This is a genomic window from Streptomyces sp. MUM 203J (assembly GCF_022414595.1).
In the GTDB taxonomy this organism is placed as follows: Bacteria; Actinomycetota; Actinomycetes; order Streptomycetales; family Streptomycetaceae; genus Streptomyces.
Window position 1 is genome coordinate 16,993 of sequence record NZ_JADWYO010000001.1, and the last position, 24,957, is coordinate 41,949.

18 protein-coding genes are annotated in these 24,957 nt (G+C 71.8%); 4 read left to right on the plus strand and 14 right to left on the minus strand.

Features of this window, described 5'->3' with window-relative positions; genetic code table 11:
• Positions 1–163: 163 nt before the first annotated feature.
• Positions 164–1,090: a proline dehydrogenase family protein gene (locus I3F58_RS00085; RefSeq protein WP_240106028.1), complete on the minus strand. Its 927-nt coding sequence runs from the start codon at positions 1,088–1,090 to the stop codon at positions 164–166.
• A gap of 178 nt (positions 1,091–1,268) precedes the next feature.
• Between I3F58_RS00085 and I3F58_RS00090 the strand changes: the two genes are divergently transcribed.
• Positions 1,269–2,447 (plus strand): CdaR family transcriptional regulator, encoded by a 1,179-nt coding sequence (locus I3F58_RS00090; protein ID WP_240106029.1) that lies wholly within the window; start codon positions 1,269–1,271, stop codon positions 2,445–2,447.
• Between the two features lie 48 nt (positions 2,448–2,495).
• Complete coding sequence (locus tag I3F58_RS00095) at positions 2,496–2,900, plus strand: DUF6234 family protein (RefSeq protein ID WP_240106030.1); 405 nt, start codon at positions 2,496–2,498, stop codon at positions 2,898–2,900.
• Positions 2,901–2,976: 76 nt separating this feature from the next.
• Here the strand turns inward: I3F58_RS00095 and serA are convergent, their stop codons facing one another.
• The 6 genes from serA to I3F58_RS00125 all read right to left on the minus strand — a co-directional run bounded on the left by serA (position 2,977) and on the right by I3F58_RS00125 (position 12,951).
• Positions 2,977–4,566, minus strand: coding sequence for a phosphoglycerate dehydrogenase (gene serA / locus I3F58_RS00100; RefSeq protein WP_240106031.1), 1,590 nt, complete (start codon positions 4,564–4,566; stop codon positions 2,977–2,979).
• A 282-nt stretch (positions 4,567–4,848) separates the two neighbouring features.
• The gene (gene ilvC / locus I3F58_RS00105; protein WP_240106032.1) at positions 4,849–5,850 is read right to left on the minus strand and encodes a ketol-acid reductoisomerase; all 1,002 of its coding nucleotides are present in this window, start codon (positions 5,848–5,850) and stop codon (positions 4,849–4,851) included.
• A gap of 119 nt (positions 5,851–5,969) precedes the next feature.
• Positions 5,970–6,494 (minus strand): acetolactate synthase small subunit, encoded by a 525-nt coding sequence (gene ilvN / locus I3F58_RS00110; RefSeq protein ID WP_240106033.1) that lies wholly within the window; start codon positions 6,492–6,494, stop codon positions 5,970–5,972.
• Between the two features lie 20 nt (positions 6,495–6,514).
• Positions 6,515–8,371 carry an acetolactate synthase large subunit gene (locus I3F58_RS00115; RefSeq protein ID WP_240106034.1) on the minus strand — a complete coding sequence of 619 codons (1,857 nt, stop codon included), beginning with the start codon at positions 8,369–8,371 and terminating at the stop codon, positions 6,515–6,517.
• Between the two features lie 241 nt (positions 8,372–8,612).
• Positions 8,613–11,528 carry an EAL domain-containing protein gene (locus I3F58_RS00120; RefSeq protein WP_240106035.1) on the minus strand — a complete coding sequence of 972 codons (2,916 nt, stop codon included), beginning with the start codon at positions 11,526–11,528 and terminating at the stop codon, positions 8,613–8,615.
• Between the two features lie 472 nt (positions 11,529–12,000).
• Complete coding sequence (locus tag I3F58_RS00125) at positions 12,001–12,951, minus strand: 2-hydroxyacid dehydrogenase (protein ID WP_240106036.1); 951 nt, start codon at positions 12,949–12,951, stop codon at positions 12,001–12,003.
• A 206-nt stretch (positions 12,952–13,157) separates the two neighbouring features.
• Here I3F58_RS00125 and I3F58_RS00130 point away from each other — a divergent pair, with 206 nt between their 5' ends.
• Positions 13,158–14,168 (plus strand): aldo/keto reductase, encoded by a 1,011-nt coding sequence (locus I3F58_RS00130; RefSeq protein WP_240106037.1) that lies wholly within the window; start codon positions 13,158–13,160, stop codon positions 14,166–14,168.
• A 220-nt stretch (positions 14,169–14,388) separates the two neighbouring features.
• On the plus strand, positions 14,389–15,558 hold the full coding sequence (locus I3F58_RS00135) for a sorbosone dehydrogenase family protein (RefSeq protein WP_374207873.1): 1,170 nt from the start codon (positions 14,389–14,391) through the stop codon (positions 15,556–15,558).
• Positions 15,559–15,722: 164 nt separating this feature from the next.
• On the opposite strand, the gene I3F58_RS00140 is transcribed toward I3F58_RS00135, so the two are convergent.
• From I3F58_RS00140 to I3F58_RS00170, 7 genes are all read right to left on the minus strand, one after another.
• Positions 15,723–16,277: a GNAT family N-acetyltransferase gene (locus I3F58_RS00140; protein ID WP_240106309.1), complete on the minus strand. Its 555-nt coding sequence runs from the start codon at positions 16,275–16,277 to the stop codon at positions 15,723–15,725.
• Between the two features lie 36 nt (positions 16,278–16,313).
• Complete coding sequence (locus I3F58_RS00145) at positions 16,314–18,674, minus strand: MMPL family transporter (RefSeq protein ID WP_240106038.1); 2,361 nt, start codon at positions 18,672–18,674, stop codon at positions 16,314–16,316.
• Positions 18,675–18,925: 251 nt separating this feature from the next.
• Positions 18,926–20,440, minus strand: a complete 1,515-nt coding sequence (gene gatB, locus I3F58_RS00150; RefSeq protein WP_240106039.1) for an Asp-tRNA(Asn)/Glu-tRNA(Gln) amidotransferase subunit GatB — start codon at positions 20,438–20,440, stop codon at positions 18,926–18,928.
• A 17-nt stretch (positions 20,441–20,457) separates the two neighbouring features.
• On the minus strand, positions 20,458–20,697 hold the full coding sequence (locus I3F58_RS00155; RefSeq protein ID WP_240106040.1) for a hypothetical protein: 240 nt from the start codon (positions 20,695–20,697) through the stop codon (positions 20,458–20,460).
• On the minus strand, positions 20,694–22,193 hold the full coding sequence (gatA, locus tag I3F58_RS00160; RefSeq protein WP_374207874.1) for an Asp-tRNA(Asn)/Glu-tRNA(Gln) amidotransferase subunit GatA: 1,500 nt from the start codon (positions 22,191–22,193) through the stop codon (positions 20,694–20,696). The genes I3F58_RS00155 and gatA overlap by 4 nt, the downstream gene beginning before the upstream one ends.
• Before the next feature lie 5 nt (positions 22,194–22,198).
• Complete coding sequence (gene gatC / locus I3F58_RS00165) at positions 22,199–22,495, minus strand: Asp-tRNA(Asn)/Glu-tRNA(Gln) amidotransferase subunit GatC (RefSeq protein ID WP_240106041.1); 297 nt, start codon at positions 22,493–22,495, stop codon at positions 22,199–22,201.
• A gap of 150 nt (positions 22,496–22,645) precedes the next feature.
• Complete coding sequence (locus tag I3F58_RS00170) at positions 22,646–24,769, minus strand: bifunctional diguanylate cyclase/phosphodiesterase (RefSeq protein WP_240106042.1); 2,124 nt, start codon at positions 24,767–24,769, stop codon at positions 22,646–22,648.
• Positions 24,770–24,957: the final 188 nt, after the last annotated feature.

Here is a 24,957-nt window from a genome sequence, read left to right on the forward strand (position 1 = left end):
CCTAGCTCCTTCAGTGAGGGGTGGGCTCTGCCCTGGGGTTCTGGGGTTTCCGGGGTTCTCGGGGGGCCAGGGGTACGGCCCCTCGGGGTTCGCCTTCCCTGATCCGGCCCTTTCGACCACGGATCGGGGGCTCGGGTTCGCGGGTGCGGACCGCCGGGCGGGCTCAGTTCCTGGTGATCATGCTCCGCGCGAAGAACAGCAGGTTCGCCGGCTTCTCCGCGAGCCTGCGCATGAAGTACCCGTACCAGTCCGTCCCGTACGCCGTGTAGACGCGCATCCGGTGGCCCTCCGCGGCCAGCCGGGTCTGCTCCTCGCCACGGATGCCGTACAGCATCTGGAACTCGTACTCGTCCAGTTTGCGCCCGGCGCGGCGCGCCAGCTCCTGGCCGATGGCGATGAGCCGCGGGTCGTGCGAGCCGATCATCGGGTAGCCCTCGCCCGCCATCAGGATCTTCAGGATGCGGACGTACGCCTTGTCGATCTCGGCCTTGTCCTGGTACGCGACGGAGGCAGGCTCCTTGTACGCGCCCTTCACCAGGCGGACACGGCTGCCGTTCGCGGCGAGGCGGCGGGCGTCCTCCTCGGTGCGGAAGAGGTACGACTGGATGACGCAGCCGGTCTGCGGGAAGTCCTTCCGCAGTTCCTCGTGGATGGCGAACATCGAGTCGAGGGTCGTGTGGTCCTCGGCGTCCAGCGTGACCGTCGTGCCGATCGCGGCGGCGGCCTCGACGACCGGACGGACGTTCGCGAGGGCCAGCTCGTGGCCGCCCTCCAGCGCCTGGCCGAACATGGAGAGCTTGACCGACATCTCGGCGCCCTCCTCCAGGCGCAGCGGCCTGAGCCGCTCGATCAGCTCCAGATAGGCGTCGCGGGCGGCGGAGGCCTGCTCGGGGGTGGTGATGTCCTCCCCCACCACGTCCAGCGTGATCTCCAGGCCCTTGTCGGCCAGCTCCGTCACGATGGGGATGACCTGGTCGACCGTCTCACCCGGGATGAACCGGTCGACGACCGGCTTGGTCACCGGGGCCGCGGACACCAGGCGGCGCATCTTGTCGCTGCGCGACGCGGCGAGGATCACGGGACCCAGCACGGGCACCTCCATGAACGGGAGAACTAGCAGGAAGAGGCTGGAAACCGACGTACCGGAAACAGCACGGGGAACCACCGTGAAACCTAAGGATCAGGCCAGACCGCGGCCAGCGACAGGTGTCACGGGTCCGTGCCGCGGATCTCAGACATCTGTCTGAAGCCAGTGGGACAATGGGCGGGTGAAGGGCGATTACCAGGAGCTGGTCGACGAGATCTCGGCGCTGCTGGGCGCCCCGGCGACGCTGGAGGACCGGGACTTCGGGCTGATCGCCTTCGGGGCGCACGACAGCGAGGACGACTCGGCGATGGACCCGGTCCGTACGCGGTCGATCCTGACCCGGAAGTCCACCCCGGCGGTCCGGGCGTGGTTCGAGAGCTTCGGCATCGCGCGGGCGACCGGGCCGGTGCGCATTCCGGCCACGCCGGAAGCCGGGGTGCACCGGGACCGGCTCTGTCTCCCCGTAAGGCACCGGGGCGTCGCCCTGGGGTACGTCTGGCTGCTGGACGCCGAGCCGGGGCCCGGGCCCGAGCGGCTGGCGGCGGCGATGGAGGTGGCGTCCCGGGTCGGGGCGCTGCTGGCCGAGGAGAAGCGGGCGGGCTCCGACCTGTCACGGGAGCTGCGGGCGGCGCTGACGGCGGAGCGCGACTGGCAGTACGACATGGCGCTGGCGGCGCTGCGGGAGGCGCTGGGCCCGGACGCGGAGGGCCTGCACGCGCTGGTGTGCGTGCTGCCCTGGCCGGACGCCGAGGGACCCTCGGTACGGGCGGTTCCGGGCGCGGCGGCCCTGTGCGCGGTGCCGTGGCGGAAGGGTCAGGCGCTGGGCGCGCTGGTACGGCTCCGCTCGGCGGGCGCGCTGTCCCCGGTGCTGGCGGCGGGGGCGCGGCTGCGCGGCGTGGCCGGACCGGGCGCGGCGGCCGGGGTGGCCGAGCCGCGGCGGGGCCTGGCGGAGCTGGCGGTGGCGTGGGGGGAGGCGCTGGGCGCGGCGCGGGCGGCGCGGGCGGAGCCGGAACGGGGGCCGGTGGCCACCTGGTCGGGCATCGGGCCGTACCGGCTGCTGACGGCCCTGCCGGGGGAGGAGACGGAGGGCGGGCCCGTCGTGCCGGGCGGCCCGGGGGCGACCGCCCCGGACCCGGCGGTCCGTCTGCTGCTCGGCCCGGCGCACAGCGAACTGGCCCGGACGGCGGAGGTGTTCCTCGACTGCGCGGGCCAGGCGAGCCGCACCGCCCAGGCGCTCGGCATCCACCGCCAGACCCTCTACTACCGCCTGTCCCGCGTGGAGCAGTTGACCGGCCTGGATCTGGACTCGGGCGAGGACCGGCTGCTGCTGCACATGGCGCTGAAAGCCCGTCGCCTCTGAGTACTCCTGCTCAGGCGCGTCTCGGCGCCGACCGCCAGACTCGCGAGCATGGTCGACACCGGGAGAGACAGCGCCGCCGACATCGCACTGGCGATCGGGATGTTCGTCGCGGAGGCGGCCGCTCTGGCCCTTGCCTGGTACTGCGTCGGCATCTCGGCGTGGGCCGACGGCAAGAACGGGACCACGCCGGAGGGGCTCTCCTACGACGGGATGCTGATGGTCGCCGCCGGTGTCGTCGCCGCCGTCGCCCTTGTGGTCGCCGTCCGCTCGGCGCGCGGACGGCTGTGGGTGACCGTCTGGTCCCAGGGGCTGGTGGGCTGCCTGCTGGCCGTGGGAGTGCTTGGTTTCGCCGAGTACACCGAGCGGCAGGCTCCGCCGCCCCCGCCGGAACCATATGTGCGGGACATGCCGCCGTGCCGGAGCGGAACAGACTGCTCCGAGAGCGGTGGCTGAGGCCCCGTGGCCGGACATGGCGGTGCCCCCACCCGCACCGTGGCGGATGAGGGCAGCTGCGACAAGCCCCGCCGTGTCAGGCCAGGTTGACCGAACGGGCGGAGGTGGCGCCCACCTCGGCGGCCAGGTCCGTCAGGACCTGCGCCGGGACCGTGTCGTCGACGGTCAGGACGGCCAGGGCCTCGCCGCCCTCCTCGGCACGGGCGACCTGCATGCCCGCGATGTTGAGGCCCGCCTCGCCCAGGATGCGGCCGACCGTGCCGACGACGCCCGGGCGGTCCTCGTAGCGCAGGACGACCATGTGGTCGGCCAGCGCGAGGTCCACGTCGTAGTCGCCCACGGCGACGATCTTCTGGATGTGCTTGGGGCCGACGAGCGTGCCGGACACCGCGATCTCCTCGCCGTCACCGAGCGTGCCGCGCACGGTGATGACGTTGCGGTGGTCGGGAGACTCGCTGCTCGTGGTGAGCCGCACCTCGACGCCGCGCTCCTGCGCGAACAGCGGGGCGTTCACGTACGAGACGGTCTCGTCGACGACGTCCTCGAACACGCCCTTCAGGGCGGACAGCTCCAGCACCTTGACGTCGTGCTGGGTGATCTCGCCGTACACCTCGACGTCCAGCCGCACCGCGACCTCGCCCGCCAGCGCGGTGAAGATCCGGCCGAGGCGCTCGGCCAGCGGCAGGCCCGGCTTGACGTCCTCCGCGATGACGCCGCCCTGGACGTTGACCGCGTCCGGGACCAGCTCGCCCGCGAGGGCCAGGCGGACGGAGCGGGCGACCGCGATACCGGCCTTCTCCTGGGCCTCGTCCGTGGAGGCACCCAGGTGCGGGGTGCACACGACCTGGTCGAACTGGAACAGCGGGGAGTCGGTGCAGGGCTCCTTGGCGTACACGTCGAGGCCCGCGCCCGCGACCCGGCCCTCCTTGAGCGCCGAGTACAGCGCCTCCTCGTCGACGATGCCGCCGCGTGCGGCGTTGACGATGCGGACGGTCGGCTTGACCTTGTGGAGCGCCTCGTCACCGATGAGGCCCAGGGTCTCGGGAGTCTTCGGCAGGTGGACGGTGATGAAGTCGGAGACCTCGAGCAGCTCGTCCAGTGTCAGCAGCTTGACGCCCATCTGGGCGGCGCGGGCCGGCTGCACGTACGGGTCGTAGGCGACGACCTTCATGCCGAACGCGGACATCCGCTGGGCGACCAGGACGCCGATGCGGCCGAGGCCGACGACGCCCAGGGTCTTCTCGCTCAGCTCGACGCCCGTGTACTTGCTGCGCTTCCACTCGCTGTTCTTGAGAGCGGTGTTGGCCTGCGGGATGTTGCGGGCGGTGGCGATGAGCAGACCGCAGGCGAGTTCGGCGGCGGTGACGATGTTGGAGGTCGGCGCGTTGACGACCATCACACCGGCCTTGGTGGCGGCGGACACGTCGACGTTGTCGAGGCCGACGCCCGCGCGGGCGACGACCTTCAGCCTGTTCGCGGCGGCGATCGCCTCGGCGTCGACCTTGGTGGCCGAGCGGACCAGGATCGCGTCGACGTCCGCGATGGCCGGAAGCAGTTCGTCGCGGTTCGCGCCGTTGCAGTGCCGGATCTCGAAGTCGGGGCCGAGCGCGTCGACGGTGGCGGGCGACAGCTCTTCGGCGATGAGTACGACGGGTTTCGAGCTCACGTGAGGTCCTCACAAGTCCAGTGCGGACGGCCGTCCCGACGGCCGCAGGCGGTGGAGGGGGCTTGCCGCGTGGAAGACGCACGACGCTGTGAGCCTGAACGCGTACGGGTGTGCAGTGCCGCGCCCAGTCTAGTAGCGGCAAGCAGGGATATCTGCGCCTGGTCGGCAGGATCACCCGCACGGGGCTGGACGCGGTGGACAAGCGTGCGCAAGCCGCCGCGCGGGTGACCGCGCACGACGCGGCGGGGCCGGGCATCGCGCCCGGCCCCGCCCTCACGAGGCTCAGGCCTCGTCGTTGTCCACCCAGCTCATCAGCTTGCGCAGCTGCTTGCCGGTGGTCTCCAGCAGGTGCTCGGAGTCCTGCGTCTTGTACTCGTTGTACTTCTTCAGGCCACCGTGGTACTCGTCCATCCAGTTCTTGGCGAAGGTGCCGTCCTGGATCTCGGTGAGGACCTTCTTCATCTCGGCCTTGGTGGTGTCGGTGATGACACGGGGGCCGGTGACGTAGTCGCCCCACTCGGCGGTCTCGGAGACCGACCAGCGCATCTTCTCCAGGCCGCCCTCGTACATCAGGTCGACGATCAGCTTCAGCTCGTGCAGGCACTCGAAGTAGGCGATCTCCGGCTGGTAGCCCGCCTCGACGAGGGTCTCGAAGCCCGCCTTCACCAGCGCTGCGGTGCCACCGCACAGCACGGCCTGCTCACCGAACAGGTCGGTCTCGGTCTCCTCGGTGAACGTCGTCTTGATGACGCCGGCGCGGGTGCCGCCGATGCCCTTCGCGTACGACAGGGCCAGCGCGAACGCGTTGCCCGTGGCGTCCTGCTCGACGGCGGCGATGCACGGGACGCCGCGGCCCTCCTCGTACTGACGGCGGACCAGGTGGCCCGGGCCCTTCGGCGCGACCATGCAGACGTCGACGCCGGCCGGGGGCTTGATGAAGCCGAACCGGATGTTGAAGCCGTGACCGAAGAACAGGGCGTCGCCGTCCTTCAGGTGGGGGGCGATGGACTCCTCGTACACCTTGCCCTGGATCGGGTCGGGGACGAGGATCATGATGACGTCGGCCTCGGCCGCGGCCTCGGCGGGGGTGACGACACGCAGGCCCTGCTCCTCGGCCTTGGCCTTGGACTTGGAGCCCTCGGGCAGACCGACGCGGACGTCGACGCCGGAGTCGCGCAGCGACAGGGCGTGGGCGTGGCCCTGGCTGCCGTAACCGATCACCGCGACCTTGCGGCCCTGGATGATGGACAGGTCGGCGTCTGCGTCGTAGAACAGCTCGGCCACTGGGTCTTCTCCTTGGATGTTCTGGTGGTGCGTCCCACCGTACGCGGGGGATGGGGGTGGAAGTTGAGGGGTCTCGCCACGCGGACGCGCGGGGCGGGGGCCCGTCGGACCGGGGCGGATCAGGCCGAGCGGTCCAGGGCCCGCAGCGACCGGTCCGTGATGGACCGGGCACCGCGCCCTATGGCGATCGTGCCGGACTGGACCAGTTCCTTGATGCCGAACTGCTCCAGCATCCGCAGCATCGCTTCGAGCTTGTCACTCGATCCGGTGGCCTCGATGGTGACGGCCTCCGGGGAGACGTCCACGGTCTTGGCGCGGAACAGCTGGACGATCTCGACGATCTGGGAGCGGGTCTCGTTGTCGGCGCGGACCTTCACCAGGACGAGCTCGCGCTGGATCGCGGCGCCGGGCTCGAGTTCGACGATCTTCAGAACGTTGACCAGCTTGTTGAGCTGCTTGGTCACCTGCTCCAGCGGCAGGTCCTCGACATTGACCACGATGGTGATGCGGGAGATGTCGGGGTGCTCGGTGACGCCGACGGCGAGCGAGTCGATGTTGAAGCCGCGGCGGGAGAACAGGGCGGCGATCCGGGCGAGGATGCCGGGCGTGTTCTCCACCAGGACGGAGAGCGTGTGCTTGGACATGTTCGGAACTCGGCTCTCTCTCAGTCTTCTTCGCTGTCGCCGAAGTCGGGGCGGACGTCCCGGGCGGCCATGATCTCGTCGTTGGAGGTGCCGGCCGCGACCATCGGCCACACCATGGCGTCCTCGTGGACGATGAAGTCGACGACCACCGGGCGGTCGGTGATGGCGTTGGCCTCCGCGATGACCTTGTCGAGGTCCTCGGGGCGCTCGCAGCGCAGTGCGACACAGCCCATGGCCTCGGACAGCTTCACGAAGTCCGGGATGCGGGTGCCGGCGCTGGGCTCCCTGCCGGTGGCCTCGGGGCCGGAGTGCAGGACCGTGTTGGAGTAGCGCTGGTTGTAGAACAGGGTCTGCCACTGGCGGACCATGCCGAGGGCGCCGTTGTTGATGATGGCGACCTTGATCGGGATGTTGTTGAGGGCACAGGTGACCAGTTCCTGGTTGGTCATCTGGAAGCAGCCGTCGCCGTCGATGGCCCAGACCGTGCTGCCGGGCATGCCGGCCTTGGCGCCCATGGCGGCGGGGACGGCGTAGCCCATGGTTCCCGCGCCGCCGGAGTTGAGCCAGGTGGCGGGCCGCTCGTAGTCGATGTAGTGGGCCGCCCACATCTGGTGCTGGCCGACGCCCGCAGCGAAGATCGTGCCCTCGGGGGCGAGTTGGCCGATGCGCTGGATGACCTGCTGCGGGGCGAGAGTGCCGTTCTCGGGCTGTTCGTAGCCGAGCGGGTAGGTCTCGCGCCAGCGGTTGAGGTCCTTCCACCAGGCGGCGTAGTCGCCCTTGTGGCCGGCCGTGTGCTCGGCCTGGACGGCCTGGACCAGGTCCGCGACGACCTCACGGGCGTCGCCGACGATCGGGACGTCGGCGGCGCGGTTCTTGCCGATCTCGGCCGGGTCGATGTCGGCGTGGACGATCTTCGCGTACGGGGCGAAGCTGTCCAGCTTGCCGGTGACCCGGTCGTCGAAGCGGGCGCCGAGGGCGACGATGAGGTCGGCCTTCTGGAGCGCCGTGACGGCCGTGACGGCTCCGTGCATGCCGGGCATGCCGACGTGCAGCGGGTGGGTGTCGGGGAAGGCCCCGAGGGCCATCAGCGTGGTCGTGACGGGAGCGCCGGTGAGCTCGGCCAGGACCTTCAGCTCGGCGGTGGCACCGGCCTTGAGGACGCCGCCGCCGACGTACAGGACGGGGCGCTTGGCCTGGGTGATCAGCTTGGCGGCCTCGCGGATCTGCTTGGCGTGCGGCTTGGTGACCGGGCGGTAGCCGGGCAGGTCGGTCTGCGGGGGCCAGCTGAACGTGGTCCTCGCCTGCAGGGCGTCCTTGGAGATGTCGACGAGGACCGGGCCGGGACGGCCGGTGGAGGCGATGTGGAAGGCCTCCGCGATGGTGCGCGGGATGTCGTCCGCGTCGGTGACCAGGAAGTTGTGCTTGGTGATCGGCATGGTGATGCCGCAGATGTCGGCTTCCTGGAAGGCATCGGTGCCGATCGCCTTGGAGGAGACCTGGCCGGTGATGGCGACCATCGGGACGGAGTCCATGTGGGCGTCCGCGATGGGCGTGACCAGGTTGGTGGCACCGGGACCCGAGGTGGCCATGCAGACGCCGACCTTGCCGGTGGCCTGGGCGTAGCCGGTGGCGGCGTGCCCGGCTCCCTGCTCGTGGCGCACCAGGACGTGGCGGACCCGGGTGGAGTCCATCATCGGGTCGTACGCGGGGAGGATCGCACCGCCGGGGATGCCGAACACGGTGTCGGCTCCGACTTCCTCGAGAGAACGGATGAGGGACTGGGCGCCCGTGACGTGCTCAGGGGTGGCGGAAGGCTGCGGTCCGCCGCTGCGGGGCCGCGGCTGCGGGTGGTGGGCCCCGGTGGCCTGCTCGGTCATCGTCATTCTCTTCTCGAAGCTGAGGGTGTGGGCGAGAGTTTCGGCGGGTCTGTCAGCGTGTGTCGGGTTTACTCCGAGGCGCCGGTGCAACAAAAAACCCCTCGTGCCGTGAGGCAAGCGAGGGGAGCGCGCCGGTGTGGGTCCGCAGGGCCATGTGGGGACCTGCTCAGCCGACGCGCTTTCCAAGTACGAGAATTCGGGTGCGCATGGCAATGACCCTCCACCCGGCGCACTGTCAGTGTCAAGTGGGTGGGACGCGCGTCTCATTATGTGAGCGCATTGAGGGGAGGACCGGCCCGCTCCCTCCTCGCAGGAGCGCGGGCTGCGGGGCCCCTTGGGACGCCGCCTGGGCTGCTTTCTGGACGGCCTTCTGCGGGCCCGCCTGGCCGGGGACCCGGTATTCGCCCCTGACCAGGGCACGGCGCAGCCGGTATTCGTCGAGCGGGCCGCTGAAGGCGGTGCCCTGGGCGTGGCTGCACCCCATGGCCCGCAGCGCCAGGACCTGCTCGGGCACGTCGGCACCGTCGGCCACGGACTTCAGGCCGAGGTCCCCGGCGATTCGCAGCAGCCCGCTGGTGATCTTGCTGAGTCTGGCGGATTCGACGACGCCCTCGACGAGGCCGCGGTCGAGCTTCAGTATGTCGACCGGAAGCCGCCGCAGGGCCGTGATCGCGCCATATCCGCTGCCGAAGCCGTCCAGTGCGATACGCACGCCGAGCCTGCGCAGGGCGACGAGGCACTGCTCCAGCTCGTCGAAGGGGATGCGCGGGTCACTGTCGGACAGCTCGACGACGAGAGCACCCGGGGGCAGCCCGTGCCGCGTGAGCAGCGCCTCGACGGTGGGCGGCGGCATCGACCGGTCGAGGAGGCGGCGGGCCGGGACGCGTACGGAGACGGGGACACGGTGACCGAGACGGTGCCGCTCGGCGGCCTGGGCGACGGCCTCCTCCAGCATCCAGCGGCCCAGCTCGGAGGCGCGCTCCCCGCCGTCGTCGGTGACCCTCAGGACCTCGGCCGGGGTGAACAGGATGCCCTGGGCGGAGCGCCAGCGGGCCTGGGCGGCGACGGCGGCGATCCGGCCGGTGGCCAGGTCGACGACCGGCTGGTGCAGCAGGGCGAACTCGCCGTCGTGGAGGGCCGTGCGCAGCCGGGTGGCCAGTTCGGTGCGGCGGACGGCCTCGGTCTGCATCTGAGGGGCGTACAGCTCGACCCGGTTCTTGCCGGCGGCCTTGGCGCGGTACATGGCCAGATCCGCGTTGCGCAGCAGGTCCCCGGCGTTGATGCCGGGCTCCGCGAACGCGACGCCGATGGAGGCGGCAACCCGGGCCTCACTGCCGCCCTCGACCTCGTACGGCTGGGAGAGTGTGAGCCTCAGCCGGTCCGCGATCTCGTGGACCTGGAACTCGCGGGCTGCGGGGTCCTGCCCGCCGTCGCCGGCGATGAGGGCGGCGAACTCGTCGCCGCCGAGGCGGGCGGCGATGTCCCCGGCCCGTACGGAGTCCTGGAGGCGGCGGGCGGCCTGGACGAGCAGTTCGTCGCCCGCCTGGTGACCGAGGCGGTCGTTGACGGCCTTGAAACCGTCCAGGTCGATGAAGAGCACGGCGGTACCGGAGTCGCCGCAGCGGCGGCCGCTGAGGGCCTGGCGGACACGCTGGGTGAACAGGGCGCGGTTGGGGAGGTCGGTGAGCGGGTCGTGTTCGGCGTTGTGCTGGAGCTGGGCCTGGAGGCGGACCCGCTCGGTGACGTCCCTGCTGTTGAAGATCAGCCCGCCCTGGTGGCGGTTGACGGTGGACTCGACGTTCAGCCAGTCGCCGGTGCCGGAGCGGAAACGGCACTCGATCCGGGTGGTGGGTTCCTCGGACGGCGAGGCGGCCAGGAAGCGGCGGACCTCGTGGACGACCATCCCCAGGTCGTCCGGGTGGATCAGGGCGGCCAGTTCGGTGCCGACCAGTTCCTCGGCGTCGCGCCCGTAGACTCCCGATGCCGCAGGACTGACGTAGCGCAGGACACCGCTCGGGGCGGCGATCATGATGACGTCGCTGGAACTCTGCACCAGAGACCGGAAGTGGTTCTCCTTCTGGGCCAGTTCGTGGGTCAGGGCGATGTTGTCGAGCAGCATGATGCCCTGCCGTACGACCAGGGCGAGGACGACGGTGCAGCCGGTGAAGACGACGACGCGGTCCACTCGGCGGCCCTCGGTGACGTTGTACAGAATGCTGAGCGTGCAGACCGCCGCCGCCAGGTACGGGGTGAGGGCGGCGAGCGATCCGGCGATGGGGCGGCTGGAGTGACGGGCCTGCCGCGGGCCGCGCTGCGAGCCCGCCTCGGGGGCGCGGCGCACGCCCCAGGGCGCGTACGCGAGCAGCAGCGAGCCGGCGAACCAGCCCGCGTCCAGGAGCTGCCCGGACCGGTAGGTGTCGCGCAGCAGCGGAGAGGTGAACAGGGCGTCGCACAGCACGGTCAGGGCGAGCGCGGCGATGGCGGTGTGCACGGCCGAGCGGTTGCCCTTGGAGCGCCTGAAGTGCAGGGCGAGGACCATGCTGACGAGCACGATGTCGAGCAGCGGGTACGCCAGCGAGAGCGCCGCGGCGGCGACACTCTCGCCCTGGAAGGCGGCGGTGTGGGCGAGCGCGAGGCTCCAGGAGAGTGTGAGCAGGGAGCCCGCGATGAGCCAGGAGTCCAGGGCCAGGCAGACCCACCCGGCACGCGTGACCGGCCGCTTGGCGAGGACCAGCAGACCGACGATCGCGGGTGGCGCGAAGAGCAGGAAGAACACGTCGGCCAGCGAGGGGCTGGGCACGTGGCGGCCCAGGACGACCTCGTACCAGCCCCAGACGGCGTTGCCCGCGGCGGCCATGGCGGAGGAGAAGGCGAACAGCAGCCAGGCGGGCCGGAAGCGGCGGCCGTGGGCACGCGCGTAGAGGAAGCAGGAGACGGAAGCGGTGAGGGCCGCGGCGCTGAGCCCGAAATCGCCCATGATCAAGGCAAGTTGCTCGGAGCCCCAGCCGAACAGGGCACCGAGGGCATAGCCGCCGCAGGCGAGGGCGAGGAGGAGCTGTGCGGTGGTGCCGCCCGCCCCGCCGGGCGGGCGGCCGGGGCCCCTGCCCGCGCTTCCGGTGAGCGGGCGGCGGTCGATGACCATGCCCGGGGCGCTCACCGGAAGATCTCCGGCTGAAGCACCCTCGTCAGGGCGCGCGGGCGGTCGGCCCGACGGATGCGGCCGGTGTGCGGAGGGCGGCGGGGTGGCTCCAGCCGAGTAACCCGCCGCTTCGGATCCGTGCTGCGTCGACCGCGCATCGCCCGTCGCCCCCCTTGTGTTCTGATCAGCCATCACGTCGGCAATTCACGTCGTTCCCCGGCGCTTTTCTCGTCTTTCGACGTCTTTCGACGCGCCCCCAAGATGCGACGATACACCAGGTTCGTCACTCAGGGACAGGGGTTGTACACAGTCCGTAGCGATCAAGCAGGTTATAGACACACAGTGCGCGCATATCGTTCCGGAGCGTATCCGTCCGGGCGTGACTGCCGCAGGTCATGGCCGAAGGTACGCACCGGAGTCACGGCGCACCGGTACATGCCCCCGGCACAGCCGGGGCGCGTGGTGAGGACCCCGCTGGGGCCCGGGTCGCTCACCCCGTCGTCAGGACCACGTTCCGGAGTGCCTCGCCCCCGGCGAAGCGGGCGACCTGGTCCGCGATCAGCCGCTTCGCCCGCGGCATGAACGCCGAGGTGGAACCGCCGACATGGGGGCTGATCAGTACACCGGGCGCATGCCACAGGGGATGCCCGGCAGGCAGCGGCTCGGGGTCGGTGACGTCCAGCGCGGCCGTGATCCGGCGGGTCTCCAGCTCCGCCAGCAGCGCCTTGGTGTCGACGACCGGGCCGCGGGCGACGTTCACCAGCAGCGCCCCGTCCTTCATTCTGGCCAGGAACCCCGCGTCGGCCAGGTGGTGGGTGTCGGGGGTGAGCGGGGTGGACAGGATGACCACGTCCGCCTCGGGGAGGAGCGCGCGCAACTCGGTGAGTGCGTGCACAGGCCCGCGCCCGGTGGTGCGTGAGGAGCGCGCGACACGTGTGACCCGCGCGCACTCGAAGGGCACGAGCCGGTCCTCGATGGCGGCGCCGATCGACCCGTACCCGACGATCAGCACGGACTTGTCCGCGAGCGCCGGATAGAACCCGGCCCGCCACTCCTCCTTCTCCTGGCCCCGGACGAACCCGGGGATGCCGCGCAGCGAGGCGAGGATCAGCGCGACAGCCAGCTCGGCCGTGCTCGCCTCGTGGACGCCCCGGGCGTTGCAGAGCGCCACACCCTCCGGCACGGACCCCAGACCGGGGGTCACGTGGTCGATGCCTGCGGACAGGGTCTGGACGACCCGCAGCGAGGTCATCTCGGCGAGCGGCCGTACGGCGATCTCCGTGCCCTTCATGTACGGGACGACGTAGAACGCGCAGTCGGCGGGGTCGGCCGGGAAGTCCGGTCCGCCGTGCCAGAAGCGGTAGGTGAGGCCGGACGTGGCCGGGTCGGGCAGCCCGGGGATGTCGTCGGCCGGGATCGGAAGCCACACGTCTGCAGTCATGCCCAGGAGGCTAGGCGAAGGACCGGGGCACCGTCGGCCGGCGGGTCGGCCCCCTGATTCCGCAGCCGACGGCGGCTTCGCCGCGGGCCGGGCCCATCCGGACAACCGGGCCCCATCCGGACAAGCACGTCAGCCGACGTGCCCGGTACGGACAGCGCGCGGCGACTGAGTAGTTTTGAGTGCGCTGCACAGGGAGGTACGGGGAGTTGGAGCGCAGGACACTCGGGGCGACCGGGCTGGGCGTGGGTGCGGTCGGCCTCGGCTGTATGCCGATGAGCTGGGCCTACAGCGCTTCGCGGCGGCGTGGCGATCTCTCGCTTCGGGCGGTGCACGCGGCGCTCGACGCCGGGGTGACCCTGCTGGACACGGCCGACATGTACGGGCCGTTCACGAACGAACTGCTGCTGGGCCGGGTGCTGAAGGAGCGCCGTGCGGACGCGTTCGTCTCGACGAAGTGCGGTCTGGTCGTCGGGGACGGGCACATCGTGGCCAACGGCCGCCCCGCGTACGTCCGCAGGGCCTGCGACGCGTCGCTCCGGCGCCTCCAGACCGATGTGATCGACCTGTACCAGCTGCACCGGGCGGACCCGAAGGTGCCGGTGGAGGAGACCTGGGGCGCGATGGCGGAACTGGTGACCGCGGGGAAGGTGCGCGCGCTGGGTCTGTGTGCGGTCGGGGCACGGGGCGGGCGGCGGGCGCCGCACGGGGGCGGGTGTGACTTGTATGACGGAACGATCCGCCAACTCGACCGGCTGCAACAGGTGTTCCCTGTGAGCGCCGTGCAGGCGGAGCTGTCCGTGTGGTCCCGGGAGGCCCTGGCCCGGCTGCTGCCGTGGTGCGACGCGCGCGGAGTGGGCTTCCTGGCGGCCATGCCCCTGGGCAACGGGTTCCTGACCGGGACTCTCACGCCGGGCGGGGGCTTCGAGCCGGAGGACATGCGGGCGCGTCACCCGCGCTTCACGGCCGAGGTGATGGCTGCGAACCAGTACCTGGTGGCGGGGCTGCGGAGGGTGGCCGAGCGGCACGGGGACGGGGTGACTCCGGCGCAGGTCGCGCTGGCGTGGGTGCTGTCGTGGGGGCGGCACGTGATCGCCGTGCCGGGGACGAAGCGGGCGGAGTGGGCGGTGGAGAACGCGGGCGCCGCAGCGCTGGCGCTGAGCCGGCGGGACCTGGCCGAACTGGCCGCACTGCCGCCGGCACGGGTCTCGTGGGACTGAGCCCCTCTCCCCCTGCGCCTCGCAGCCGCGGCTCCGCGGAACCCTTCCCGGAACCGGGCCTCGTCCCGTCCCCGTGAGGGCTCCCTGCCGGAAGAACCCGGGGGAGTTCGAGGAGCGGGGGCCCGGAGGCAGCACCCCCGGTCCCGGGAAGCGGCGGGCCGGGGAACGAACACCTAGGCTGGGGCACACGGGTCACGCCGCCCGGGGAAGGAACCGTACCGTGCAACGTCCTGCCATCACGGCCCTGTTGGCCGGTGCCCTGCTGCTGGCCGCGACCGGCTGCTCGTCGCCCGGCGGACAGCCGCCCGTCGACGGCACCCCCACCCCCACCCCGTCCACGGCGGCCCGCGAGGCATCTCCCTCCCCCACCGCCTCGCTCTCCGCGCCGCCCGCGAAGGGCTCCGCACGCGTGGTGAGGACGGTAGCGGAGGGGCTGGAGTCCCCCTGGGGGCTGGCCGCCCTGCCGGACGGGGACCTGTTGGTGTCCTCCCGTGACGCGGGCACGATCACCCGTGTCGACACGGAGACCGGCGAGCTGACCGTGCTCGGTGAGGTGCCGGGCGTCGACCCCGGCGGAGAGGGCGGACTCCTCGGCATCGCCCTCTCCCCCTCGTACGGCTCCGACCGCCTCGTCTACGCGTACTTCACCACCGCGTCCGACAACCGCATCGCCCGCATGATCTACGACGAGCGTCAGCCGGCCGGACGGCAGCTCGGCGCGCCCGACACGGTGCTGCGCGGCATCCCCAAGGGCGTCGTCCACAACGGCGGCCGGATCGCGTTCGGGCCGGACGGGATGCTGTACGCGGGGACGGGCGAGACCGGCGACACGGGGCTCGCGCAGGACAAGGAGTCGCTTGGCGGCAAGATCCTGCGCATGACGCCGGACGGGCAGCCCCTGCACGGCAACCCGGAGGAGGACTCCGTCGTCTACTCGTACGGGCACCGCAACGTCCAGGGTCTGGCATGGGACGCGGACAAGCGGCTGTGGGCTTCGGAGTTCGGGCAGAGCACCTGGGACGAGCTGAACCTGATCGAGCCGGGCCGCAACTACGGCTGGCCCGAGGCGGAGGGCAGGGAGAGCGGCGGGGGCGACTTCGTGGAGCCGGCGGCGCAGTGGCCGGTGGCCGAGGCGTCCCCGAGCGGGATCGCGGTGGCGGTCGGCTCGGTGTGGATGGCGGGGCTGCGCGGGGAGCGGCTGTGGCGGATCCCGCTGGCGGGCGGGAAGGTCTCGGCGGACCCGCAGGCGTTCCTGGAAGGCGAGTACGGGCGGCTGCGGACGGTGCTGGCGGCGGGCGGGAACCGGCTGTGGCTCGTCACGAGCGAGACGGACACCCGCGGGACGCCGGAGCCCGGCGACGACCGGATCCTGCTGGTGGAGGTCTCGTAGCGGCCGGACGGCACCCCGTCCCGGCAGGCGGCCCGTCCCGACCCGGACGCCCCGCGCCCGGCCCCGGCGCTGAGCACAACCGGCCCCGGCGCCCCGCCCCGCGCGCGGGCCGCTCCGGCCCGCCCGGGTACCGGCCCCGGAAGCGAGGCCGGACCCGAGCCCGTTCAGGCCCGCTGACCTCGCCACTCCGGTGCCAGGACCGACCAGACCTCCTTGTCGCCGCGCTCGCCCCGCAGCACGTACGCGCCGCGCAGTGCCCCGTCACGTGTCATGCCGAGGCGCTTGGCGACGTTGACGCTCGCGGTGTTGGCGGGCGACACGACCCACTCGACCCGGTACATGCCCCGCGCCTCCACCGCCCAGTCGATGATCGCGGTGGCCGCCCGGGTCACCAGTCCCCGCCCCACCGCCGAGGGCTCCAGCCAGCAGCCGACCTCGCACACCCCGGTCGCGTGGTCCATGGTGCGGAACATGACGCCTCCGACGAGCGTGCCGTCCAGCCGGATGCCGTAGAGGCGGCCCGTGTCGGCGGCGGTCCTGTCCGCGTACCCCTGGAGGAAGGCCCGCGCCGCCTCCAGGTCCGCGCACACGTCCGGCAGTGGTATGTACCGTCCGATGAAGTCGCGGCCCCGGTCCAGGTGGGCGAGGTACTCCTCGGCCTGCCAGGGCTCCAGCGGGCACAGCTGTGCGCCGTCCTCGCCCAGGGATGTCGCGAACACCATGGGTCCCCCCTCTGATCACTCCGGCTTGCGCCGTTACGGCACGAGCTCTCCGTCGTCGCTCGTGCGGCTCCCGGGGATCTTCGCATGACCGGCGGGCTCGCGGCTCTCGGGCGGCTCGATGCTGATCCGCGGCAGGATCCGGTCCAGGGACCGCGGCAGCCACCAGTTCGCGCCGCCCAGCATGTGCATCAGGGCCGGTACGAGCAGGGTCCGCAGGATGAACGCGTCCAGGGCGACGGCCGCGGCCAGGCCGATGCCGAACATCGCGATGACCCGGTCCCCGGACAGCACGAACGCCAGGAACACGGCGATCATGATGACGGCGGCGGAGTTGATGACCCGGCTGGTCTCGGCCAGCCCGACCCGTACCGCGCGCCGGTTGTCCCGGGTCTCCAGCCACTCCTCGTACATCCGGCTCACCAGGAAGACCTGGTAGTCCATGGAGAGGCCGAAGAGCACGGACACCGCGATCACCGGCAGGAACGGTTCGATCGGGCCCGCCGCGCCGAGGCCGAGGAGTTCGCTGCCCCAGCCCCACTGGAAGATCGCCACCACGATTCCGAACGCGGACGCGACGGCCGCCACGTTCATCAGCGCGGCCTTCACCGGGATGCCGATGGAGCGGAAGGCGAGCAGGAGCAGCAGGCAGCCGAGCGCGATGACGACGCCGACGAACAGCGGCAGCTTGCCGATGATGACCTGCGCGAAGTCGTCGTAGGCGGCGGTGACACCGCCGACGTGGACGTCCAGCGAGGTGCCCTGCTCGGCGGCGGGCAGCACCTCGCCGCGCAGCCGGTCGACGAGCTCGCTGGTCTGTTCCGACTGGGGCGCCGAGTCCGGTACGACGGTCACCACCGCGGTGTTGCCGCTGCCGCTGTACGTGACGGGACCGACGGACTCGACCCCCTCGGACGCCCGGAGCTGGGCCGGCAGCTCGTTCATGGCGAGGCGGTCGGCGGCTCCGTCGATCTGGCCGACGAGGGTGAGCGGGCCGTTGACGCCCGGCCCGAAGCCGTCGGCCAGCAGGTCGTAGGCCTGGCGGGTGGTGGTCGACGCGGGGTCGTTGCCCTGGTCGGAGGTGCCGAGCCGGAGGGAGAGCGTGGGCAGCGCCAGGAGCAGCATGATCACGGCGGCGACGGCGCCGAGCTTCTTGGGGTGGCGCTCGACGAACGCGGACCAGCGGGCGGCGAAGCCGGTGGGCAGCTCCGGCTCGGGGCCGTGCTCGTTGAGGCGGCGGCGCTCGCGGCGCGACAGGGCGCGCATGCCGATGAAGGAGAGCAGTGCGGGCAGCAGCGTGATGGACGCGGCGACCGTGAGGAGCACGGTGAGGGAGGCGGCTATGGCGACGCCGTTGAGGAAGCCGAGCCGCAGGATCAGCATGCCGAGGAGGGCGATGCAGACGGTGGCCCCGGCGAAGACGACGGCCCGCCCGGTGGTGGCGACGGCGGTCTCGGCGGCCTCCTCGACGGAGAGGCCGCGTTTCAGTCCGCGTCGGTGCCGGGTGACGATGAACAGCGCGTAGTCGATGCCGACGCCGAGGCCGATGAGCATGCCCAGCATGGGCGCGAAGTCGGCCACGGACATGATGTGGCTGAGCAGCCCGATGCCGGAGTAGGCGGTGCCGACGCTGACCAGGGCGGTCGCGATGGGCAGCACGCTGGCGGCGAGGGAACCGAAGGCGAGGAAAAGGACCACGGCGGCGACGGCGACGCCGACGATCTCCGCGACATGGGCGCCGCCGTCCTTGGTGAGCGCGGCGACGGACCCGCCGACCTCGATCTGGACGCCGTCCCCGGCGGCGGCGCGGGCGGTGTCGACGAACTCCCCGGCCTGCTCGGCCGGGATGTCGTCGGCGGTGCGGTCGAAGGTGACGGTGGCGTAGGCGGTGCGGCCGTCGTCGCTGATCTGGCCGCTGAAGCCCTCACCGGACTCCTGGGCGGGGGCCTCGTGGGCGTCGGCCTCGGCAGCCTGCGCGGTCCGGGCGCCCCGGTCCTCGGGGGCGGCGCCCTCGGTGGCGCCGGTGGTCGCGGGGACGTCGCTGGTGCCGGCGATCCCGGGGAGGTCCGCGGCACCGTACGGACCGGTGACGGAGGTGACGCCGGGCAGCTCAGCGACCTCGTCGAGCATGCCGGTCATCCGCTGCTCGACGGGCTCCGCGCGGACGCTGCCGTCCTCGGTGTGCCAGACGATGGTCGCGCTGCTGCCGCCCTGTCCGGGAAAGGTCTCCTGGAGCACGGCGGCGGCACGGCCGGACTCGGTGCCCGGGATGTCGTAGTCGTTGGAGTAGGCGGACCCGGCGACGCCCGTCGCCACCGTGACGCCGCACAGCGCGGCGAGCCAGATCAGGACGGTGACGAGTCGGTGGCGCATGCACCACCGGGCGAGGGCTGCCAAGGGGTCGCTCCCTGAGGGGTTCGTGGTTCTGGCCGGGAATCTCCCGGAGAACACATGACCTTCTTGTCAGCCACCCTGACAGCCAAAAGAGATCAATTGTCCCTTTCGTGGGGTTACTCACAGCCCAGACGGAGGAGCGCGCCACAGCACCGCGGAGCAGCGTGTACGACAGCGGGGGCGCCCCGGTTCATACCGGTGCGCCCCCGCTGCTCAGGGCTCCGAAGGCCGCGTCGCGGCTTCGAGGGCCGGGCTCAGCCCTCGCTGACGCCCAGCTTCTCCAGGATCAGCTCACGGACCCTGGCCGCGTCGGCCTGCCCCCGCGTGGCCTTCATGACCGCGCCGACCAGCGCACCGGCCGCCGCGACCTTGCCACCGCGGATCTTGTCCGCGATGGCGGCGTTCCCGGCGATGGCCTCGTCCACGGCGGCACCCAGCGCGCCCTCGTCGGAGACGACCTTCAGGCCGCGCTTCTCGACGACGGTGTCCGGGTCGCCCTCACCGGCCAGCACGCCCTCGATGACCTGGCGGGCCAGCTTGTCGTTGAGGTCGCCGGACGCGACGAGCGCGGTGACCCGGGCCACCTCGGCCGGGGTGATGGCCAGCTCGTCCAGGGACGTGCCCGTCTCGTTGGCGCTGCGGGACAGCTCACCCATCCACCACTTGCGGGCCTGGTCGGCGGGGGCGCCCGCGTCGATCGTGGCGACGATCAGGTCGATGGCCCCGGCGTTCAGGATGGACTGCATGTCCTGAGCCGAGACGCCCCAGTCCTCACGCAGCCGGTTGCGGCGCAGGCGCGGCAGCTCCGGCAGCTCGGCCCGCAGCTCCTCGACCCACTCACGGGCCGGGGCGACGGGCACGAGGTCGGGCTCCGGGAAGTACCTGTAGTCCTCGGCCTCCTCCTTCACCCGGCCGGAGGTCGTCGAGCCGTCGTCCTCGTGGAAGTGGCGGGTCTCCTGGATGATCGTGCCGCCGCCGACCAGAACCGCGGCGTGCCGCTGGATCTCGTAGCGGACGGCCCGCTCGACGGAGCGCAGCGAGTTGACGTTCTTGGTCTCGCTGCGGGTGCCGAACTTCTCGGTGCCGATCGGGCGCAGCGACAGGTTGACGTCGCAGCGCATCTGGCCCATCTCCATCCGCGCCTCGGACACGCCGAGGGCACGGATGAGGGCACGCAGCTCGGAGACGTACGCCTTGGCGACCTCGGGCGCTCGGTCACCGGCGCCGACGATCGGCTTGGTGACGATCTCGATGAGCGGGATGCCCGCGCGGTTGTAGTCGAGGAGGGAGTGCTGGGCGCCGTGGATACGGCCGCTCGAACCGCCCACGTGCGTGGACTTGCCGGTGTCCTCCTCCATGTGGGCGCGCTCGATCTCCACGCGGAAGACCTCGCCGTCCTCCAGCTGGACGTCGAGGTAGCCGCTGAAGGCGATCGGCTCGTCGTACTGGGAGGTCTGGAAGTTCTTCGGCATGTCCGGATAGAAGTAGTTCTTCCGGGCGAAGCGGCACCACTCCGCGATCTCGCAGTTCAGCGCGAGGCCGATCTTGACGGCGGACTCGACGCCGATCGCGTTGACGACCGGGAGCGCGCCGGGCATGCCGAGGCAGACCGGGCAGGTCTGGGTGTTGGGTTCCGCGCCCAGCTCCGTGGAGCAGCCGCAGAACATCTTGGTCTTGGTGCCGAGTTCGACGTGCACCTCCAAGCCCATGACGGGCTCGTAGGTGGCGAGAGCGTCCTCGTACGACACCAGGTCAGTCGTGACGGTCACGGTGAAACTTTTCCCTCTCAGCCGAACAGGACGTCGTCGTCACCGATGCGCTTCAGCTCGCGCACCAGCAGGGCGATGCCGGTGACGATGGCAGCGGCGGACACGACCGCGTCCACGAGCTGCAGCGTGTCGTGCTCGGTACGGGCCTTGCGGGCCTGCTTGATCACGCTCATGGCGCCGAACGCGGTGGTCCCGATGGACACGTACGTACCGGTCTTCGACTTCTTGAAGCCCTTGGCCTTGCTCAGTGCACTCACAGCGACGGAGCCTCCTCCAGCAGCGGGTGACCCCAGCGTGCCACGAAGGCCGCCTCGACGGCGGCGCCGACCTTGTAGAGCCGGTCGTCCTTCATGACGGGGGCGATGATCTGCAGGCCGACCGGCAGGCCGTCCTCGGGCGCGAGGCCGCAGGGGACGGACATGGCGGCGTTTCCGGCCAGGTTGGTCGGGATGGTGCAGAGGTCGGCCAGGTACATGGCCATGGGGTCGTCGGCACGCTCACCGATCGGGAAGGCCGTGGTCGGCGTCGTCGGGGAGACGATGACGTCCACCTGCTCGAAGGCCTTGTCGAAGTCCTGCTTGATGAGCGTGCGGACCTTCTGGGCCGAGCCGTAGTACGCGTCGTAGTAGCCGGAGCTGAGGGCGTACGTACCGAGCATGATGCGCCGCTTCACCTCGGCGCCGAATCCGGCCTCGCGGGTGAGGGAGGTGACCTCCTCTGCGGAGCGCGAACCGTCGTCGCCGGCGCGCAGGCCGTAGCGCAGGCCGTCGAAGCGGGCGAGATTGGAGGAGCACTCGGAGGGCGCGATCAGGTAGTACGCGGAGAGCGCCAGGTCGAAGGACGGGCAGTCCAGCTCGACGATCTCGGCGCCCAGCTCCTTCAGCAGCGCGACGGACTCGTCGAACCGCTGGACGACACCGGCCTGGTAGCCCTCGCCGCGGAACTGCTTGACGACACCGACGCGCATGCCCTGGACGCTGCCGCCCCGCGCGGCCTCGACGACCGGCGGCACGGACGCGTCGATGGAGGTGGAGTCCATCGGGTCGTGCCCGGCGATCACCTCGTGCAGCAGCGCCGCGTCCAGGACCGTGCGGGCGCAGGGCCCGCCCTGGTCGAGGCTGCTGGAGAACGCGACCATGCCGTACCGGGACACCGCGCCGTAGGTCGGCTTGACGCCGACCGTGCCGGTGACGGCGGCGGGCTGGCGGATGGAGCCGCCGGTGTCGGTGCCGATGGCGAGCGGGGCCTCGTACGAGGCGAGCGCGGCGGACGAGCCACCGCCGGAGCCGCCGGGGATGCGGGTCAGGTCCCAGGGGTTGCCGGTCGGCCCGTAGGCGCTGTTCTCGGTGCTGGACCCCATGGCGAACTCGTCCATGTTGGTCTTGCCGAGGATGACGACGTCCGCGGCGCGCAGCTTCTTGACGAGCGTCGCGTCGTACGGCGGGCGCCAGCCCTCCAGGATCTTGGAGCCGACGGTGGTCGGCATGTCCTGGGTGGTGAAGATGTCCTTCAGGGCGAGCGGCACACCCGCGAGCGGGCCGAGTTCCTCGCCGCGCTCGCGCTTCTCGTCGACGGCGCGGGCCTGGGCGAGGGCGCCCTCGCGGTCGACGTGCAGGAAGGCGTTGACCTTCTCGTCGACGGCGGCGATGCGGGCGAGATGGGCCTCGGTGACCTCGACGGCGGTGAGTTCGCCGGACGCGACCTTCTGCGCGATCTCGGCGGCGGTGAGCTTGATGATGGTGCTGTCCGTCATGTCGGTCAGTCCTCCCCCAGGATCTGCGGCACCTTGAAACGCTGCTGCTCCTGGGCAGGGGCGCCGGAGAGCGCCTGCTCCGGGGTGAGCGACGGACGGACCTCGTCCGCGCGCATGACGTTGGCCAGCGGCAGCGGGTGGGAGGTCGGCGGGACGTCTTGGTCGGCGACCTCGGAGACGCGGGCGACCGCGCCGATGATGTCGTCGAGCTGCGTGGCGAAGTGGTCGAGCTCTTCACCGGACAGCTCCAGACGCGCCAGCCGGGCGAGGTGTGCGACCTCCTCGCGCGTAATGCCAGGCATGCAGCGATCCTCAGGGTGAGTGTGTTGGATTTTGGCCCAATCCTATGGGGTGCGGCCCTGCCGCCCGTCCCCGCTGTGGACAGACCGCCGGAACCCGCCGGACGGCCATCGGGCTCGCGCCCGCGCCCCGGGGCCCTCAGCCGCACCCGCCTAGGTCACGGTCTGTCCCGACGGCTGGTCGGAAGGCGCCGGCGGCAGCGCCGCGGCCGGACGCTGCCACCCCCGCTCGCGCGCGCGGAGCCAGGCCGTCGTCTCCCCGGGGGGCATCGCCGCGGCCACCAGCCACCCCTGCACCGCGTCGCACCCCAGATCCCGCAACCGTTCCCACGTCTCGTCGTCCTCGACTCCCTCGGCGACCACGAGAAGCCCCAGCGAGTGCGCCAGATCCACCGTGCACCGCACGATCTCCGCGTCCTCGGTGTCGACCGCCAGCCGCGCGACGAACGACCGGTCGATCTTCAGCTCGCTCACCGGAAGCCGCCGCAGGTGCACGAGCGAGGAGTAGCCCGTACCGAAGTCGTCCAGGGACATCTTCACGCCGTGCCCGGTGAGCCCCGCGAGCGTGTCCGCGGCCCGCTGCGGGTCCTCCAGCAGCACGTGTTCCGTTATCTCGAGCTGGAGCGCCCCCGCCGGGACCCCGTGCCGGGCCAGCCGCGCGGCGACCGCGCCCGCGAAACCGGGGCTGTGCACGTCGCGCGGGGAGACGTTGACGGCGACGGGCACCTCCAGTCCCTGGGCGCGCCAGCGCGCGACCTGGCCGAGGGCGGTCTCCAGGACGTACTCGGTGAGGTGCGGCATCAGCCCGGAGGACTCCGCGATGGCGATGAACTCGTCCGGCGGGACCTTGCCGCGCTCCGGGTGCACCCATCGCACCAGGGCCTCGAGCCCGGCCACATGGCCGTCGAAGCGGACCTTGGGCTGGTAGTGCAGTTCGACCTCGCCCGCGTCGAGCGCGCGCCGCAGGTCCCCGAGGAGGCCGAGCCGGTCGGGCGTGTTGGAGTCCCGTTTGGACTCGTACACCTCGACGCCTGTCCGGTCCCGTTTGGCCTGGTACATGGCGACGTCCGCGCGTTGCAGGAGGCCCTCGGCGTCGTGGGCGTGGTCGGGGAAGACGGCGACGCCCGCGCTGGCCTCCAGGACCAGGGTCAGGCCGTCCAGGTCGAGCGGGGAGGACAGTTCGGCCGCGAGGTGCCGGGCCACGCGCTGGGCGCTGGTCGGGGAGTCGGCGGTCGGCAGGAGGACGGCGAACTCGTCGCCGCCCAGCCGCGCGGTCTCGGCGCCCCGGGGAAGGGCGAGCCGGAGCCGCTCCGCGATCTGGAGGAGCAGCCGGTCGCCGGCCAGGTGCCCGAGGGTGTCGTTGACGGACCGGAAGCGGTCGAGGTCGATGAGGACGAGCGCGCAGCGGACCCCGTCGGCCTCGGCTGCCTCCAGAGCGGTCCAGGTGCGCTCCAGCAGCCACTGCCGGTTGGGCAGGCCGGTGAGCGGGTCGCGCAACTGCTCCTCGGCGCGGGCGCGGGCGATCCACAGGGTGGAGTCGAGGGCGATTAAGGGCACGGCGAACAGCGGCAGCAGGACCGGCAGGGAGACGGCGACGACACAGATGAGCGGGGCGAGGCCGAGCAGGGCGACGGCGACGAGCCCCTGGCGGAGCAGCGCGGTGCGGGTGGCGGTGGGCAGCCCGCCGGTGGGGGGCGCCAGCGTGTACCACAGCACGAGGCGGGTCACCACCAGGTACGTCCCGGCGGCGAGCGCGACTTCCGGTACGGCGGCGACCCCCCATTCGAGGGGCTCCCAGGGCCGTTCGACGGACGGGACGTCCCCGAAGGCGGCGAGGACGAGGGCCGCGGAGCCGATACCGAGGACGTCGGCGGCGCCGTGCAGCAGGCCCTGCCGCCAGCGGTGGCGGCGGGCGGCGCCGACGAGGACGACGACGGCGAGGCTGACCAGGCCGGCCGGCACCCAGCCGTACAGGAGCAGGACGGCGAGGGTGAGGGCGGCACCCGAGCCGGTGCCGCCCCACCAGCGGTCCCGGCCGAGGGCGACGAGGTGGCCGACGACGATGCCGGTGAGGACGGCGAGGGACCAGCCCGTGGCGCCGCCGGGGAAGAGGGCGTGACCGTGGCTGACGGCTTGGTAGAAGCCGGTCGCGAGCGCGACGGCCGCGCCGCCGACCACGATGGCGGGAAGCCTGGTGACGACGCCCGCGCAGGCGGCGCGGACGGCCGCGTACGGACGCGGCCGTGCGACCGGGTCGGCACTCTCGGTCGGTTTCATTCCGTCCCTCTCACAGCCGGCGGTGCCGTTGCCTCTGCCTGGTGATGGCCTGCTGTCATGCCACCACGACCGGAAAAGTCCCCACGCGGCCGTGCACGACAGGCGCACGTCACAACAGTAGGCCGCGGAGGACGTCCACGGGCAGCGCTCTACTGCTCTTGCCCGAATGCGACCCAGCCACCCTTATC